General features: G+C 30.3%; 20 protein-coding genes and 1 tRNA gene. 5 read left to right on the top strand and 16 right to left on the bottom strand.

Annotation, left to right across the window (positions count from 1 at the left end):
- Position 1: 1 nt before the first annotated feature.
- The 13 genes from L8V85_RS04880 to L8V85_RS04815 form a co-directional block, all read right to left on the bottom strand.
- On the bottom strand, positions 2-577 hold the full coding sequence (locus L8V85_RS04880) for a hypothetical protein (RefSeq protein WP_261529512.1): 576 nt from the start codon (positions 575-577) through the stop codon (positions 2-4).
- Between the two features lie 100 nt (positions 578-677).
- The gene (locus L8V85_RS04870) at positions 678-890 is read right to left on the bottom strand and encodes a DUF4006 family protein (RefSeq protein WP_133319393.1); all 213 of its coding nucleotides are present in this window, start codon (positions 888-890) and stop codon (positions 678-680) included.
- Positions 890-1,768 carry a cytochrome-c oxidase, cbb3-type subunit III gene (ccoP, locus tag L8V85_RS04865; protein WP_133319394.1) on the bottom strand — a complete coding sequence of 293 codons (879 nt, stop codon included), beginning with the start codon at positions 1,766-1,768 and terminating at the stop codon, positions 890-892. Before ccoP ends, L8V85_RS04870 begins: the two co-directional genes overlap by 1 nt.
- On the bottom strand, positions 1,768-1,971 hold the full coding sequence (locus L8V85_RS04860; RefSeq protein WP_133319395.1) for a cytochrome c oxidase, cbb3-type, CcoQ subunit: 204 nt from the start codon (positions 1,969-1,971) through the stop codon (positions 1,768-1,770). The genes ccoP and L8V85_RS04860 overlap by 1 nt, the downstream gene beginning before the upstream one ends.
- Before the next feature lie 8 nt (positions 1,972-1,979).
- On the bottom strand, positions 1,980-2,645 hold the full coding sequence (gene ccoO / locus L8V85_RS04855) for a cytochrome-c oxidase, cbb3-type subunit II (protein WP_087700416.1): 666 nt from the start codon (positions 2,643-2,645) through the stop codon (positions 1,980-1,982).
- 11 nt (positions 2,646-2,656) lie between these two features.
- Positions 2,657-4,123, bottom strand: coding sequence for a cytochrome-c oxidase, cbb3-type subunit I (gene ccoN / locus L8V85_RS04850; protein WP_039617631.1), 1,467 nt, complete (start codon positions 4,121-4,123; stop codon positions 2,657-2,659).
- A 108-nt stretch (positions 4,124-4,231) separates the two neighbouring features.
- Positions 4,232-4,894 carry a sulfite exporter TauE/SafE family protein gene (locus L8V85_RS04845; protein ID WP_263664633.1) on the bottom strand — a complete coding sequence of 221 codons (663 nt, stop codon included), beginning with the start codon at positions 4,892-4,894 and terminating at the stop codon, positions 4,232-4,234.
- A complete protein-coding gene (carA, locus tag L8V85_RS04840; RefSeq protein ID WP_263737584.1) occupies positions 4,891-6,009 on the bottom strand; it encodes a glutamine-hydrolyzing carbamoyl-phosphate synthase small subunit in 1,119 nt (372 codons plus the stop codon). The genes L8V85_RS04845 and carA overlap by 4 nt, the downstream gene beginning before the upstream one ends.
- Entirely contained in the window at positions 6,006-6,557 is a 552-nt protein-coding gene (locus tag L8V85_RS04835) for a DUF507 family protein (protein WP_263737583.1), read from the bottom strand. The genes carA and L8V85_RS04835 overlap by 4 nt, the downstream gene beginning before the upstream one ends.
- Before the next feature lie 63 nt (positions 6,558-6,620).
- Positions 6,621-7,139: a MotE family protein gene (locus tag L8V85_RS04830; protein ID WP_165955271.1), complete on the bottom strand. Its 519-nt coding sequence runs from the start codon at positions 7,137-7,139 to the stop codon at positions 6,621-6,623.
- Positions 7,136-7,555 carry a flagellar FliJ family protein gene (locus tag L8V85_RS04825; RefSeq protein ID WP_263737582.1) on the bottom strand — a complete coding sequence of 140 codons (420 nt, stop codon included), beginning with the start codon at positions 7,553-7,555 and terminating at the stop codon, positions 7,136-7,138. The genes L8V85_RS04830 and L8V85_RS04825 overlap by 4 nt, the downstream gene beginning before the upstream one ends.
- Positions 7,552-8,802, bottom strand: coding sequence for an adenylosuccinate synthase (locus tag L8V85_RS04820; RefSeq protein ID WP_133319402.1), 1,251 nt, complete (start codon positions 8,800-8,802; stop codon positions 7,552-7,554). The genes L8V85_RS04825 and L8V85_RS04820 overlap by 4 nt, the downstream gene beginning before the upstream one ends.
- A gap of 26 nt (positions 8,803-8,828) precedes the next feature.
- A tRNA-Sec gene (locus L8V85_RS04815) sits at positions 8,829-8,926 on the bottom strand.
- A gap of 155 nt (positions 8,927-9,081) precedes the next feature.
- Here L8V85_RS04815 and yedE point away from each other — a divergent pair.
- On the top strand, positions 9,082-10,290 hold the full coding sequence (gene yedE, locus L8V85_RS04810; RefSeq protein ID WP_263737581.1) for a selenium metabolism membrane protein YedE/FdhT: 1,209 nt from the start codon (positions 9,082-9,084) through the stop codon (positions 10,288-10,290).
- Entirely contained in the window at positions 10,287-10,514 is a 228-nt protein-coding gene (yedF, locus tag L8V85_RS04805) for a sulfurtransferase-like selenium metabolism protein YedF (RefSeq protein WP_133319404.1), read from the top strand. Before yedE ends, yedF begins: the two co-directional genes overlap by 4 nt.
- A gap of 21 nt (positions 10,515-10,535) precedes the next feature.
- On the opposite strand, the gene L8V85_RS04800 is transcribed toward yedF, so the two are convergent.
- Both L8V85_RS04800 and L8V85_RS04795 read right to left on the bottom strand, forming a co-directional pair.
- Complete coding sequence (locus tag L8V85_RS04800; RefSeq protein WP_263737580.1) at positions 10,536-11,663, bottom strand: mandelate racemase/muconate lactonizing enzyme family protein; 1,128 nt, start codon at positions 11,661-11,663, stop codon at positions 10,536-10,538.
- A complete protein-coding gene (locus tag L8V85_RS04795; RefSeq protein ID WP_220566432.1) occupies positions 11,650-13,161 on the bottom strand; it encodes a BCCT family transporter in 1,512 nt (503 codons plus the stop codon). The genes L8V85_RS04800 and L8V85_RS04795 overlap by 14 nt, the downstream gene beginning before the upstream one ends.
- Before the next feature lie 255 nt (positions 13,162-13,416).
- On the opposite strand from L8V85_RS04795, the gene L8V85_RS04790 reads away from it, so the two are divergent.
- The 3 genes from L8V85_RS04790 to L8V85_RS04780 are packed head-to-tail and all read left to right on the top strand — an operon-like array spanning position 13,417 to position 15,477.
- Positions 13,417-14,289, top strand: a complete 873-nt coding sequence (locus L8V85_RS04790) for a formimidoylglutamase (protein ID WP_263661071.1) — start codon at positions 13,417-13,419, stop codon at positions 14,287-14,289.
- Positions 14,286-14,648 (top strand): sodium/glutamate symporter, encoded by a 363-nt coding sequence (locus L8V85_RS04785; RefSeq protein WP_263737579.1) that lies wholly within the window; start codon positions 14,286-14,288, stop codon positions 14,646-14,648. Before L8V85_RS04790 ends, L8V85_RS04785 begins: the two co-directional genes overlap by 4 nt.
- Entirely contained in the window at positions 14,590-15,477 is an 888-nt protein-coding gene (locus tag L8V85_RS04780; protein WP_263737578.1) for a sodium/glutamate symporter, read from the top strand. Before L8V85_RS04785 ends, L8V85_RS04780 begins: the two co-directional genes overlap by 59 nt.
- Positions 15,478-15,501: 24 nt before the next feature.
- On the opposite strand, the gene putP is transcribed toward L8V85_RS04780, so the two are convergent.
- A complete protein-coding gene (gene putP, locus L8V85_RS04775; RefSeq protein WP_263737577.1) occupies positions 15,502-16,983 on the bottom strand; it encodes a sodium/proline symporter PutP in 1,482 nt (493 codons plus the stop codon).
- Between the last annotated feature and the right edge of the window lie 2 nt (positions 16,984-16,985).

Raw genomic sequence — 16,985 nt, 5'->3', positions numbered from 1 at the left:
TTTATTTTCTCCTTTTGATTTTTCTTTGAACTAGCATTAAAATTGCAACACATAAAAATCCATAGATTAAAATTCTCATGATATTTAAAGTATCACGATTTGAATTTCCATAAAAAGGTTTTATATTAAAATAATTTGCTACTTGATCGGCTATATCTGCATAACCATTTAAAATAGCTGCATTATAAATATCTTTTTGTTTAGGATTTGCAAGTATAGGTAAAATTGTTCCTTTTTCAGGATAAGGACTCAAAACACCTTCTTTATCAAAAAAAGCCAAAGCATCATCGCTTGCAAGTATATCTACCTTATGTGAAGCTTTAGAAAATACAAGTAAAATATATGGCTTACTTAAATTAGCTTCATAATTTTTTAAACTTTCAAAATCTTTTTTATCACTTAATGCTAAAGCGATATTTACTCCAGTTAATTCATAAATTTGTCTAGAACTTGTAGTGATATTTTGTTCTATCGCAGTGTTTAAGATATTATCATTTAACAATATTTCAGCATGTAAAAAATTAGCAAAACAAATAAAAATGGCGGCTAAAAAACCGCCTTTAAATATATTTTTCATCCTATAAAAAGATGATTTGCAGTTAAAACCGACCAAGCAGTGATTCCAGCCGCTACAACTAAACCGGCTATGATTAAATACTCAAGAACTTTTGCCATAATCATTCCTTTATAATGATATGTTCTTCTCTTTTAGAGTCAAACATTTTAATTTGTTCTGCATTTTCTATTTTATAAGGTTTTTGCATAACATCTTGTTGTGTTTTTAGACCCAAAATAGTTAATCCTGCTAAAATCGATAATAATAAAATAGTTGCTATTAACATTCCGCTAACGCCTGAAAGTGAAAATACACATCTGTTTGAATTTTCCATTATTCGCCCCTTGAAAGAGAAATCACATATTCGCCAACTGCTTCTTTTTGAAGCTCATTTAACAAGCCATTGTTAAAATGAGGCATTACACCTATACTACCTGCTTTACCACGATTTAAAACATCTACTACAAATTCTGCACTACCATATTTTGTTAAATCTGGAGCCACTAATTGACCATCAATAGTTCCTTTTCCATCTTCACCATGGCATACTGTACAAGTGACAAATAATTCTTTTCCTTTTGCTACAAGTTGAGGATTTTCAGTTTTTTTAATTGCTGAAATTTCAGAAGCAACATAAGCAGCAATTGCAGGAATATCAGCTTCATCTATACCATTATCTGCTGCACTTAACATCTCACCCATAGGATAATTTAAGCCCTTAGAACCTTTAGTAATTACTTCTATAAGCCCCTCTTCTGAACCCCAAACATTAAGATTTTGAGCTTTTCCATTGATACCATCACCTGTAATACCATGACAAGAAGAGCATTGAACTAAAAAGATATTTTTACCCATTTCTTGCTTATCTTCATTGCTTAAATTTGCAAATTTTTGTGCAAATTTCTCATTATGCGCTTGTACTTCTTTATTATATTGACCAATTTGAGAATAACTATTTAAAGGATACCCCCAAAGAAAATACCATATACACCATACTATAGCTAAGAAAAATACCACAGCCCAGCCAAGTGGTATAGGATTTTTATATTCACCTATACCATCCCAACTATGTTCACTTAGCTCACCCTGACTTTTTTCTTCTTTCATACTTTTAAACAATTTTCCTACCACAACAAGCGTAATCAATATGATAAGAATTGCTCCAATAAAAGATAATAAATTAACATTATCTTGTAAGTTCAACCATTGCATTAAGCACTCCTTTTATTTTGCTCTAAAACACGATCGCCAATTTCATCATGTAATGCTAAATCAGCATATTTTTCATAGTTTCTTCTACCTGTTTTTTCAGATCTATACAAATGAAACCAATAAGAATACAAAACTACCACTAAGAATACTACAAGGGCAAAAAAGCCATAAGCTTGCAACTCTCTTATTAGTTCTAAATCCATAATTTTTCCTATTTTAAGCTATTAAGATACGCAATCAAAGCGACAATTTCTCTAATTTCACCTCTAGCAAACGCATCTTTAACATCTTGATTTTTCATTTGATCTACTATAGCTTGGGCTTCTGCTTTAACTTCTGCTTGAGCTTCTTCCCAAGTACCAAGTTTTGTACCATTTTCAACATCATAAGGAACATTGAAAACTTTTTTTACAGTTAGTGCTTCTGCATAAGCTGTTTCTATATTTGCATTATTGCTAAACATATGTTTGTAAGCTGGCATAATAGAACCAGGAACAACTGAAACTGGATCCCACATGTGATTTTCATGCCAATCTGTAGTTCTAAAATTACCTATACGCAATAAATCAGGTCCAGTTCTTTTTGAACCCCATAAAAATGGTCTATCATAAGCATATTCACCGCTAACTGAATACATACCATAACGATCTGTTTCTGATTTAAAAGGACGAATAAGTTGTGAATGACATGCATTGCAACTTTCTTTAATATAAGCATGGCGTCCTGCAAGTTGTAAAACCGTATAAGGCTTTTTACCTTCAATTGGTCTTGCATTTTGAGCAAAATCAGGTAAAACTTCCACAATACCTGCATATGCGATCACTATAAATACTGCCACAGCAAAAAAGAATGGATTTTTTTCTAACCAACTAAACATATTTTTCCTCCTTATGCTGCCATAGGTGAAGCACTTTTTGGCTCTTTATCAAGCACTCTACCCACTGAAATTGATTTATAAATATTATAAACAAACATGAAAAATCCTACTAAGTACAACAAGCCACCTACAGCTCTAATCCAATAATAAGGAATAATAGCTTCAACAGTATCAATGAAAGTATAAAGTAAGTTACCATACTCATCTGTAGCTCTCCACATCATACCTTGAGTAATACCTGCTATCCACATAGAACTAAAATACAATACTATACCTGTAGTTTGGATCCAAAATTGAGCTTCCATTAGCGATTTACTATATAATTCTCTTTTAAACATTCTAGGCACCATGTGATAAAGCGCAGCCATAGTCATAAAGCCAACCCAACCTAAAGTACCATCATGAACATGTCCTGGAATCCAATCTGTAAAGTGTGCTAATGCATTAACTGATTTAATAGAAAGAATAGGGCCTTCCAAAGTTGAGAACATATAGAAAGTTGAAGCTAAAATCATAAATTTGATTAATGGGCTTTCTCTTAATTGACTCCACTCACCTTTCATAGTAAGTAAGATATTAATTGCTGAACCCCAAGAAGGTAAAATAAGAACGATTGAAAAAACTGAACCCATAGTTTGCATCCAATCAGGCACTGTAGAATAAATCAAGTGGTGTCCACCTGCCCATAAATAAACAAACATTAAGCCCCAAAATGCAAATAAAGATAATTTGTATGAGAAAATTGGTTGTCCACTTTCTTTTGGTAGAAAATAATAAATTTGAGCGATAATACCAACAGTGAATACAAATGCAACTGCATTGTGTCCATACCACCATTGAACTAATGCATCATTTGTCCCTGCATACATAGAAACACTATGCCACCAATCACCCATTCCACTCACAAAATAAGTAGGCACAGCCATATTGTTAAATAAATAAAGCATTGCTATACCTAGGAAAGTAGCTATATAATACCAAAGTGAAACATATAAAGTTTTTTCACGGCGAATTCCAATAAGCCCAAAAATACTTACACCCCATAAAACCCAAACTAAAACTACCAATATATCAAGTGGCCATTCAAGCTCTGCGTATTCCTTTGAAGTGCTAACACCTGCAAACAAAGTAATAACAGCTATAATCATAGTGATCATGTAAAGCCAAAAATGCAATTTACCAATGAACATTAAAAAGCTTGATTCTGCCATACTAACTTTTAGCACACGCTGACCAATATAATACCAAGTAGCCCAAATTCCTGAGAGCATAAAACCAAAAATTACACCTGAAGTGTGCAATGGTCTAAGTCTTGAAAAAGTACCATACTCACCGGCTAAATAATTTAAATCTGGATAAGCCATCTGAAAGGCAATAAGCGTTCCAATAGCCATACCAATAACACCAAACAATAAGGTAGCAAACATAAAATATTTAGCAACCGTATAGTCATAGTTTAATGCATTTCCTGGGTGCATTTCCTCTCCTTAAGTTTTTTTCTGCAATTATGCGATCTTTATATTATACGATACCTAATATCTTTTTTAGCTTAAACTATATCTAATTATTTATTATTTATTAATAAATTATCGCGTAAAAACAAAGCCTATATAAGAAAAATACACACCATAACAAAAAATTAAAATATAGGAAATTAAACTAGCTATTTTTTGAAATTTTTCATTTAATGTTTTAGAAAAATACGCAAGAAATATCAATGCTGGTAAAGTTGAAAAACCAAAAACAAGCATAATTAAAGCCGACAAATACACACTTTGCATACTCATTCCAAAGGCTATATAAAAATACACCAAACCACAAGGCATAAAGCCATTTAAAAATCCTAAAAAAAGAGTACTCTTGAAAGATTTTTGTTGAATCAATCTAGAGATGTTTTTTTTAATTACGCATTCAAAAAATAAAGAATTTTCAAAAAAACTTAGAAATTTTCCTTTAAAAATCAAAGCAAGTGCTAATGCTATCATAAAAATTCCAATTATAAAAAACATTATGCCTTTTGAAAATTCACTAAATGAAAGCAAGCTTCCAAAAACTCCAAAAAATATACCCAAGCAAACATAAGCAAAAATTCGAGATAGATGATATGAGAAAATTAAAAGAAAAAAAGGGAGTTTAATTTGCTTTGAAAGCTGAGTATAAGCTAAAACAAAACCTCCGCACATTCCATAACAATGCCCAAAACTAGAAAGAAAAGCTATACTTGCTAAAGCAATAAAATCTAAACTCACAAAAGCTCTAAAAATTCTTTAAAAATATACTTGCTCTCATGTGGCCCTGAAGAACTTTCTGGGTGATGTTGCACCGATATAATAGGATAATTTTTATATCTCACACCCTCTACATTATCACCAAACAAATTTCTATGAGTAATAGTTGCGACCTCTGCTATTTCTTCAGGAATATTATAATTATGATTTTGTGCTGTAATTTCTACTGTGTTATTAGTAAGGTTAATAACAGGATGATTTGCTCCATGTTGGCCGAATTTCATTTTATAAGTTTCATAACCAAAAGCATTACTTAAAAGTTGATGTCCCAAACAAATACCAAGCATAGGAATTTTAGCTTCTGCTAGTTTTTTAATCTCTGCGATTTCATCTTTTAAAATTTTTGGCTCACCTGGTCCATTGGATAAAAATACCCCATGAATTTTACCTTTTTGATATAAATCAATCAAATCTTTTGCCTTGGTATTATAAGGAAAAACTTCCACCTCAAGTCCAACACTTACAAGCTCATTTAAAATATTTTCTTTTACACCATAATCAATCACAGCTACTTTTTTACCATTTGCTTTTGCATTCTCATAAGCTTTGTTGCTATGATCCCAAGCACCTTTACTATGTTTATAAGAGCTTTTAGTGCTAACCTGTGCTACATAATTTACCTCATCAATTTTAGCACTAGAAAGAAGCATTTTTTTAAGCTCTTCTTTGTCCTTAATTTCAGTAGATATTACCGCTCTCAAATTTCCTTGATCTCTGATCATTTTAACTAAAAATCTAGTATCAATTTCACAAAGCCCTATTTTTTCATGCTTTTTCAAATAAGCACTTAAAGAATCATTGGCTCTAAAATTAGAATAATCTTCATTTAATTCTCTTATAATCATTCCGCTAGCAAATACATTTTTACTTTCATTATCTTCATCATTAATACCAACTATACCAATTTCTGGCATTGAAAATACTACAAACTGACCTGCATATGATGGATCAGAAATAATTTCTTGATAGCCTGTTAAAGAAGTATTAAAAACAAGCTCTCCAAAAAAAGTTCCACTTTGTCCAAAAGCCTTTGCGCTTAAAAAAACATCATTCTCTATATAAATATATGCTTTCATAAAAGTCCCTTTTTTCTAAGCTCTTCTTGATATAGCTTTTCAAATACCAATTCATATTCTTCAGAACCTGGAATAAGTTTTCTTTTATAATTTGAAATTTTTTCATAGACTAAATCTTCTAAATTTTCATACTCTTTTAAATAAGACATAATACTTGAAAAAATGAGATTTTTCACGCGATTTTCTGATATATTGTAGTTTATCAAATCTTCTTCCACTAAATTTTCTAAAATTTTATGAGAAAGATTATTGTATCTATCTTCACTATCAAGCATAAATTTAAACTCATTTGCTAGTTTTTTCTTAATCATCCAAAACATACTTTTTCTATCTATTTGCATAAACTCAATTTCATCTTCTTGGCTTTCTAAAATTTCTTTTGCTTTTTCATCAAGTTTACGCTCATTTAAAACATCTATTTCTATAATTTCTTTTGCTGTTTTTAAAAGTTTTTGACTATCATCTTTAATTTTAACAAAAGAAGAATGCATTAAATCAAGTATTATTTTATTTGCTATATAAGGTATATGAGCTGGTTTGATACGCATTTATTCACCTTTTTATTTTTATTTTGAAATAATACTAAAAAAAAGGTAAAAACTGCTTAAAACTTACTGCGAACTTGCATTTTGATCTAAATTTTTCAAAAGTAGTGTTAAATCGGAAGCTTTTTTTGGATCCATCTTGGCCATAATGGATGAAATTTTTCTAGGATCTAGCGAAAGTAGAATTTTTGAAGCCTCATCCGGTTCCATTTCGCTTAATATACCTGCCACGGCCACATCTTTCATTTTAGCATAAATTTCTGTGATACGCCCCATAGTTTTATCATTAATAACTTGAAGATTTTGTTTAGTCGCTTCTAATATACGCTCATTTTGCTCTTTTAAACTTTTTATTTGCTCTAAACTTGCATTAACATCAGCTTCTTTTTGCTCCAAAGCTTGCATTTTTTCTTTTTGCAAAGCTTCAAAAGAAGCTCTATAAGCCTCTAAACTTTGTCTTGCTTCATCATATTCTCTAATTTGCTCTTGCATTTGCTCTTTTCTTGCTTCAAAATACTGCTCGCAATTTTGCTGTGCATTTACAAAATTTAAGAAAATCAATAAAAATATTATTTTTTTCATCATTTATCCTTATTAAAATGTCTTGTTATAGCAAGTTCATCTATAAATTTTTCTTCTTCTTTTTGTAAGGCTTTTTGGATTTTTTTTAATTCTTCATTTTCTAAAACCTTAATTTTTTCAAATTCCAAATGAGCCTTTTTGTATAAATGTTGATGATGTGCAAGTTCTTTTTTAGTTAGGTCTAATTTTTGTTTAATTCTTTGCTTACCCTCTCTTGCAATCTCTTGCATTTTTAAAGACGATCTTAACAAAGCTACTGAACCTTTATCAGCCAAAGTCAAGCTTTCGCATGTTTTTAAAGCTTCTTTAAATTCTTCTTCACACAACAAAAGCTTTTGTCTTATTCTAGTCAAATTTGCCTCTGCTTTATCAAGCTGTTGTTTTCTAAGCTTAATCACAGAAGAATATTTGCTTTTCATAAAATGATAGTATCTTCTCTTTCAGGACTTGTGGAGATATAACCTACTCTAACGCCACTTAATTCTTCCAAACGCTTAATGTATTTTTTAGCATTTTCAGGTAGCAAATCATAATCTCTAATCCCTGCAACTTTATCCCAACCTTCCATTACTTCATAAATAGGTTTAGCGTTTTCTAAATCACAAGGTACATAGTCTATTTCTTGTCCTTTATATTCATATGCTTTACAAATTTTAACACTTTCAAAACCATCTAATACATCAAGTTTCATTAATGATAAAGTATCTAAGCCATTTAATCTTGCAGTATATCTTACCGCAACCGCATCAAACCAACCACATCTTCTTTTTCTACCTGTGCTTACTCCAATTTCTTTACCAATAAGTCCTATTTTTTCACCATCTTCGCCTAAATCCTCACTTGGAAAAGCTCCATTTCCCACTCTTGTTGTGTAAGCTTTTACTATGCCTATAACTTTTCCAATTTCTTTTGGATTTAATCCCAAACCACTTAAAGCTCCAGCTGAAATAGTCGTTGAACTAGTTACATAAGGATAAGTTCCATGATCAATATCAAGCATAGAACCTTGCGCGCCTTCTAACAATACTTTTTTATCCTCATCTAAAGCTTTCCAAAGCATTCTTGTAGTATCTGTAATATATGGCGCTAGCACTTCTTTAAAGCGTTTTAAATCTTTTAAAATTTCATCATAACTAGGCATTGCAATACCTAAAACATCAAAATAAGTTTTTTTAAGTTCAAAATCTTTCATTAAATTTTCACAAAGCTTTTCAGGCTCTAGCAATTCCCCTACTCTATGTCCATTACGACTTATTTTATCTTCATAGCTTGGCCCTATACCTTTGCCTGTTGTTCCTATAGCTTTATCGCCTTTAAGTCTTTCTCTTGCTTGATCAATCAAAGCATGATGATTTAAATTTAAATGAGCTCTATCGCTTATAAATAATCTTCCTTCTAAATTTTCAAATTGAGCCATTTCACTAATTAATACATCAGGATTAACTACAACTCCATTACCTATAACATTAATACATTGCTTATTTAAAACACCTGATGGCATTAAATGTAAAGCATATCTTATACCATCAACCCATATAGTGTGACCTGCATTATGTCCACCTGCACTTCTGCAAACATAATCATAATTTTCACATAGTTTATCAACTATCTTACCCTTACCCTCATCACCCCATTGGATACCAACGACAATATCTGCTTTACTCATAAAAAAACTCCATTTTGACTTAAATTTGGCGAGAAGGTGAGAGAATCGAACTCCCCAAAAAGTAGTCAACTACCCTTTCATCTGATTTGAAGTCAGTGGCCATCACCAGATAAGCTAACCTTCCAAAAATGATATTATATCTTAATATTTTTAATTGAAACAAAAATTAAACATATGAAATTATAAGCGTGTAAAAATACTTTGAAATATTATATTTTTTAGTTATAATGTTTGTTTTTCAGTGTCAAGTTTTGACAATTACAATTTTTGGATATATCAATGCATTCTTTCAAACAATCTTTTTTTATAAATTTTTGGGATAATTCCAAAGGCATGATTATACTTGGAATTTTAAGTGCTATTTATTTTGGAATTTTTGGCAGTGTTTGGGCTGTTACAGGTGAAATGACACGCTGGGGTGGAGAAATTTTAGAATTTTTTGGTATGGATTTAAGCTCCTACACTTACTACCAAAAGCAAAATTTAAGTGGCAGTCCCTTAACAAGAATTGATGGTATCATGCTCATAGGTATGTTTATAGGATGCTTAATAGCTGCATTTTTAGCAAATAAATTTAAATGGCGTTTGCCTGCTAGCAAAATTCGAATTTTTCAAGCTATTATAGGAGGAATTTTATCAGGCTTTGGTGCAAGACTTGCTTTTGGTTGTAATTTAGCAAATTTCTTTACAGGTTTACCTTATTTTTCCTTACATACTTGGGTTTTTACTTTATTTATGATTTTAGGAATTTATCTAGGTGTTAAGGTTTGCAATCTTGCCTTATTTAAGCCAAAAGCAAGGTTACAACGCGTTTGCAAAGAAAATCAAAAATTAAAAACACAAAATAAAATTTCAAAAATATATTTTTACATAGGACTTGGTATATTTATAATTTTTATAACTTATGTTGTATTTATACTACAAAAACAAAATATTGATATTAAAAACAAAGAAAACTTTTTTCCTTTAGCGTTAATATTTGGTTTTGTTTTTGGTTTTATCATTTCTAGGGCTCAAATTTGCTTCACTTCTTGCTTTAGAGATTTATTTTTATTTGGTAGAGACAATGCTATAAAAGGCGCTTTAATAGGTATGATCATAGCTTGTTTAATAGCTTTTGCTTTTATATTACAAGGGCATACTAGTAAAGTAATAGAAATATCACCAAACCTTGCTATAGGTGCTTTTTTATTTGGATTTGGAATAGTTTTTGCCGGAGGATGCGAGTGTGGTTGGATGTATAGAGCTTGCGAGGGACAAAGTCATTTTATTATAGTGGGTATTGCCAATATCATCGGTACTATGATCTTAGCTTTAAATTATGATCATTTCCCAAAAATACTAACAAATAGTATAAAAATTCATCTTTTAAATGATTTTGGTTATTTTAATGGCTTATTAATCAATTTAGCTTTGTTTGCTATTTTATTTTTGTTTGTTTTAAAATTTAAAAGATTATTCTTCCAACACAACAAAGGAAAATTATGATTATTCATTATAGTTTAAATTTAGAAGGTGAGGCATGCCCATATCCTGCTATAGCTACCATTGATGCATTAAAAGAATTAAAATCAGGTGAGGTCTTAGAAATTTTATGTGATTGCCCACAAAGTATTAATTCTATACCTCAAGATGCGAAAAATCGCGGATTTGAAATTTTAGAGATAGATCAAGATGGACCAACGCTTAGATTTTTAATTCAAAAACCTTAAAAATTAGATTTGAGTATTTACTCAAATCTTTATATTTATACGATATTTTTCTATTAAATTTTCATCCAATATCACTCCTATACCCACAGCATCATTGACTTCAACTATACCATCTTTGCAAGGGATTAAATTTTTCACCAAATGAGTAAAAAGCACACTTGTTGATTGAGAATACTCTATCAAATTACAATATTTAGTACTTGCTAGAAACTGCACCGTAGCAGCAAGTAAAATTCCTGTAGAAAAACCATGCGGGACTAAATCACAACCATATTTTAAAGATATTTTTTCAATTTCTAACATAGTGTCAAAACCACCGCATCTAGTAATATCAGGTTGCACAATAGAAACTTTTGACTTTTTAATAAAATTTTCAAACTCATTTAGCGTGTAAAAACTCTCTCCACCCGTAATCTTACAAGGTAAGTGTTCGCTAAGTCTTGCATAATCATAAAAATTATTTGCACCAACTGGTTCTTCTATCCACTCTAAGTTATATTCTTCAATTTCCAAAAATCTTTCTCTTGCATAAGAAAAATTTTTCCAAAGCCCTACTAAGTCAATACTAAGTTTAATATCATCACCCACTGCACCTCTAATATTCTTGATAATCTCTTTATCAGCTAATGCATTATTACCAAAGCCTGCACCACCAAATTTTAATAGTTTAAAACCTTCTTCTTTTAAGTATTTTACTCTAGAAATATTTTCTTCCATATTTTTACTCGGAATAAAAGTAGCGTATGCATTTAAAAAGTCTTTTCTTTTTCCACCAAGTATAGTAGCTACACTTACACCATAAATTTTTCCAAGTAAATCATATAAAGCAATATTTATTGCACTTAAAGCACAAATTAATGCTCCGCTAAGTCCATAATACGCACTTCCCTCAATCAAATCATCCATAATCTTCTTAATATTTCTTGGATCTTGTCCTATTAAAATTTCACTTAAATTTCTACAAGATCCATGAGTACTAGGCTGCTCAAACATTATCTTTAAAACTGCTGCAGCACTATCACTTTCCCCTATTCCATAAAGATTATTATCTGTATAAATTCTTAATATAAAGGCATCTTCACCCCACTCACAAGACTCATCAAAAGTTTTTGTCCTTAACCATATAGGTTCAACCTTAGTAATTTTCATTATCCATCCTTTTTATCCATTTAATAAGCCCATAAAAGCTAATAGCAAGTATTACCAAAAAAGGAGCAGCACTCAAAACAACTGCAACTTTTAAGGTATTTAAATCTGCATTTATATAAAGCATTGCTAAAGGAATTAATCCAAGCATAATACACCAAAAAACTTTTAAATATTTACTAGGATTTTCACTATCTATTTTTGTGCTTACACAAGAAATAGTAAATGCAGTAGCATCCATATGAGAAGCCAAAAATACCATCATAAGAAGGAAATAAAAAAGAGCAAAAATAGTACCAAATGGTAGTGTTTTTATCAATGCTACCACTCCAGCTTCTCCAGCATTTGAACTAATAAAATTTGGAACATCTAAGATTCCACTTTGAAAAATATCTATTGCATATGAACTCAAAACTCCAAAGAAAAACCAAGTCCCAATACATCCACCCACAATAAGACCAAAAATTACTTGACGAATGGTCCTTCCTTTAGAAATTTTTGTCACAAAAATACTAACAGCAGGAGTGTAAGTAATCCAATAAAGCCAATAAAAAACTGTCCAATCAGAATTAAAGCTACTTACACCAGCAATATCATTATATAAGCTCATTGAAACATAATTACTAAAAAATACCCCTATACTATTTATTATATTATTTAATATAAATACACTATCTCCTAAAATAAATACCAATATTGCAAACACAAAACACAAGATACAAGATATTTTAGCAAGTTTTGCCATACCACTTGATAATCCAACAAAACTAGAAAAGGTAAAAACAGCTGTAACAATAGCTAAAAGAATAAATTTTAAATAAAAACCATCATTAATATCAAAAATTCCAGAAAGTCCAGCACTAATTGTAATTATAGAAAGGGTTGTAGTAAGCACAAGTCCACCAAAAGTACTAAATAAAAACACAACATCGATGATTTTATCAAGCACTATATTTTGATTAATATGCAAGATATTTGCTATTAAACTTGAAATTTTTAAATTTTTATTTTTAAAAATATAAAAATGAAAACACATTGCAATAGAACTTAAAGCATATACAGCCCAAGGCGTAATACCCCAATGCAAATACACAAAAGAAGTTGCACTTCTTAAAGCTTCTGTAGATTTTGGAGTAATATTTAATCCAGGTGCTAAATAATAATATGCCCATTCCATAAATGCCCAATACATAGTAGCAGATCCAAGTCCTGCACAAATAAACATAAAAATCCAAGCAGTATTTGAATAAGGATTTATCCCATCGCCTAATTTAATATTACCTATTTTAGAAAAAGCCAAGTAGAAAATAAAAACTACACAAATAAACTCAAAAAGTTGAACAAATGAGCCAAACATATGTGTAAGCTTACTAAAAAGAAAATTTGCTACTTCTAAAGCTTTACTAGGATTTATAAGTAAAATTACAATCACCATAAAAACCGCCAAGATAGATGTCACTATCAAAAATAAATCATAAGTTTTTTGATTATTTTTTTGCATAAATCTCCTTTTTGTTTCAAGTAGTAAATATATAGTATTTTCTTATTTTAAAATAAAACTTAAAGAAACTTTTATCATAAATGCATTAAAAGCCATACCTTAGTATTTTCAAATATTTTTTACTATAATAAAAAATTATTTAATCAATAAATTATTGCTACTAAAATACACAAATAAATAATGTTATTTCTCAAAATATAAAAATATTTAAAAAAATATCTTACATTGAAATTAAACACAAAAAAGGAGGAATACATGTGGCAAGGGAGAAATGATGGTGATGAAATTATCCATAAACGATTATTTAAATGTTTAAATCACTCTTCAAATAATAAATTATTAGGCTTTTGTTCATCATTGGGTGTGCAGAGAAATAATGGTAGAATTGGAAGTGAATTAGCACCAAAAATTATAAGAAAGAATATGGCAAATTTTGCTATACATGATGATTTTGATTTTGATGATTTAGGAGATATTGAAAATTTTGATACCCTAGAATTAGGCGATGAACTACTTTATCACAAGTGCTTAGAAATTTTACATAATAATCATTATGGTGTAATTTTAGGAGGTGGACACGAAACATCTTTAGCTTGTATTAAAGCACTTTTAGATTACAAAAAAAGTGTAGGAGTTATAAATTTTGATGCACATTTTGATGTAAGAATTCAGGAGTTACATACTTCTGGAAATTCTTTTTACAAAGCTTATGAATATGCAAAAGAAAATAATTATAATTTTTCTTATCTTTGCTTGGGTGCAAGTAAATTATCTAACACAAAAGCACTTTTTCAAACTATGGATAATATGAAAGCAAGTTATGTTTTAGATACTGAATTTGAAAAATGTATAGAAGTCATTAAAAACTTCTTAAAACAAAATGAAGTTGTTTATTTAAGTATTGATATGGATGTATTTTCACAAAGCATAGCTCCTGCTGTAAGCGCCCCTGCTGTTTTTGGTATCAATTTAAAAGAAATTTTAACTCCGATAAAAATTATTTTTGAAAGCAAAAAAGTTGCTTTAGCAGATATTTGTGAATTTAATCCTAAATTTGATATAGACAATCACACTGCAAAAATCGCTGCTTATCTAGCATATTTTTTATTAAGTAAAGGAATGATATGAAATTTGATAGTTTAAGTGTATTAGCTATTAGTATCGGGGTTTTATTGTTTGGTATGTTTTTGAAAAAACGTTTTTTAATCTTAGAAAAATTTTGCATTCCCGCACCAGTTATAGGTGGATTTTTAATCAGTATAATCATTTGGATTTTAAGTTTTATTGAGATTAAAGTTGATTTTGATACAAGTTTACAAACTCCTTTAATGGTAGCTTTTTTTACCGTAATAGGATTAAGTGGAAGTTTTAAAACTCTTAAAAGTAGGAGGAAAAGTACTTTTAATCTATCTAGGTTGTTGCTGGTTTATGGCTTTAATGCAAAATTTTATCGGCATTTCCATGATAAGTTTATTCGATTTAAATAAACTATATGGAATTTTATGTGGTGCTGTTTCTTTGGAAGGAGGACATGGAAATGCTATAGCTTTTGGAGGTATGGTTGAAAAATTAAGTGGCTTAAATAACGCTAAAGTTTTAGCAGTGGCAGCGGCAACCTTTGGACTGATTTCAGGGTCTTTGCTCGGAGGTCCTGTAGCAAAATATCTTATAAATAAACACAAATTAAAAATCACAACTAATCAAGATATTAAAGATATAGATCCTCTAAAGCATGAAATTCACAATGCAAATTATAAAGATTTTTTAAAATCTTTATTTTTAATATTATGTATTATGTGTATTGGATTTTTTTTAAGTTCCAAATTTACACAATATAGCGGCTATTCTTTGCCTAGTTATGTTGGTGCTATGCTTGTTGCTATTGTTGTAAGAAATATTAATGATTCTTTTAATATTTTCAAGCTAAATCAATATACAATAGATACTATAAGTGAATTAAGCCTTGGTATTTTTTTAACTATGGCTATGATAAATTTAAAAATAAACGAACTAAGTGCTGTTGCTACACCTCTTTTTATTACTTTGATTGTGCAAGTTTTAGCTTTACTATTCTTTGCAATTTTTATAGTTTTTAGATTATGCGGAAAAAATTATGATAGTGCGATTATGTGTGCCGGACTTATGGGACATGGTCTAGGTGCAACACCAAATGCAGTAGCAAATATGAATGCAGTTTGTTCTAGATATAATTTAACTTCAAGACAAGCTTTTTTAATAGTACCTTTATGCGGTGCTGTTTTAATTGATATTGTTGCAATACCTTTAAATACTTATTTGATTAATATTTTTTCATAGTTACTCTCGCATATTGCGAGAGTATTAGAGATGTTTTAGCATTGTTTCATAAGCTGCTTTAGTTCCTGGGCGAACTTTAGTTACCATGCTCACTAAAATAATCACAACAGAAGCAGCTAAAAATCCTGGAATGATTTCATAAATAGGAAAATCAAGCCACTCGGCTAAGAAATTTTTATATGCTACAACTACAACTGCACCGGTAATCATACCTGCAATAGCAGCATATCTAGTCATTTTTGACCAAAATAACGAAAAGAGCATTACAGAACCAAAACTTGCTCCAAACCCTGCCCAAGCATAAGCTACTATACTTAATACGCTTGAGTTTTTATCAGTAGAAATAATAAAAGCTATCACAGCTACTGCTAAAACACCAAATCTACCCAAAGTCATCACTGTTTTATTGGACGCTTCTTTGTTAAAAATTCTTTTATAAAAATCCTCTGCTATAGTTGAACTTGAAACAAGCAATTGCGAACTTGCTGTGCTCATAATGGCTGCCAAAATAGCACTTAATAAAACACCTGCTATCCAAGGATTGAAAAGCAATTGCGACATTACGATAAAAATCTTTTCAGGATCTTGCAAACTAAGCTCAAATTTACTCACATAAGCTATACCTAAAATACCTATCAAACAAGCTCCAATTAAAGATATAACCATCCAAGAAATTCCTACAAAAGTAGCAGTTGGAATATCTTTAGTTGATCTTATAGACATAAAACGCACCAAAATATGTGGCTGACCAAAATACCCAAGCCCCCAAGAAAGCGCTGAAACTATACCCAAAAAGCTTAATCCTTCCCCCATAGAAAAAGTATTTGGCTTAATTTCTTTGACTATATTAACAGCTTCACTAAAGCCACCCAAATGATAAATCATCACTATAGGTACGATAATCAAGGCACTCATCATTAATAAACCCTGAATCAAATCCGTCCAACAAACTGCCTTATATCCACCCAAAAATGTATAAGCAACTATAATCACAGTTCCTGTAGTAAGCGCATAATCATATTGGATTCCAAAAGTTGCTTCAAAAAGCTTTGCTCCACCTACAAGTCCTGAAGAAACATAAAAAGTAAAGAATATCAAAATAACAATAGCACAAACCACTCTTAATATATGCTTATCATCATCAAACCTTGTCTCAAAATAATCAGGTATGGTAATAGAATTTGCAATCACACTAGTATAAATTCTAAGTCTTTTTGCTACAAAAGCCCAGTTTAAAAATGCTCCTATACTAAGCCCTATTGCAATATAACTTTCAGCTAAACCACTTACATATAAAGCTCCTGGTAAACCCATTAAAAGCCAACCACTCATATCAGAAGCTCCAGCACTAAGTGCTGAAACTACCGGCCCCATAGAACGACCACCTAAAAAATAATCCTCTGAGTTTTTATTTTGTTTATAAAAATAAAATCCAATAAAAAGCATTAATGCTGAATATGCGACAAACATTATCGCAATTTGAGTATTAATGTGCACAACCTCCATTT

This window comes from Campylobacter sp. IFREMER_LSEM_CL2090 (assembly GCF_025771865.1).
Taxonomy (GTDB): Bacteria; Campylobacterota; Campylobacteria; order Campylobacterales; family Campylobacteraceae; genus Campylobacter_D; species Campylobacter_D lari_D.
Note: the sequence above shows the minus strand (reverse complement) of the source record. Positions and strands in the feature narration are given on the sequence as shown.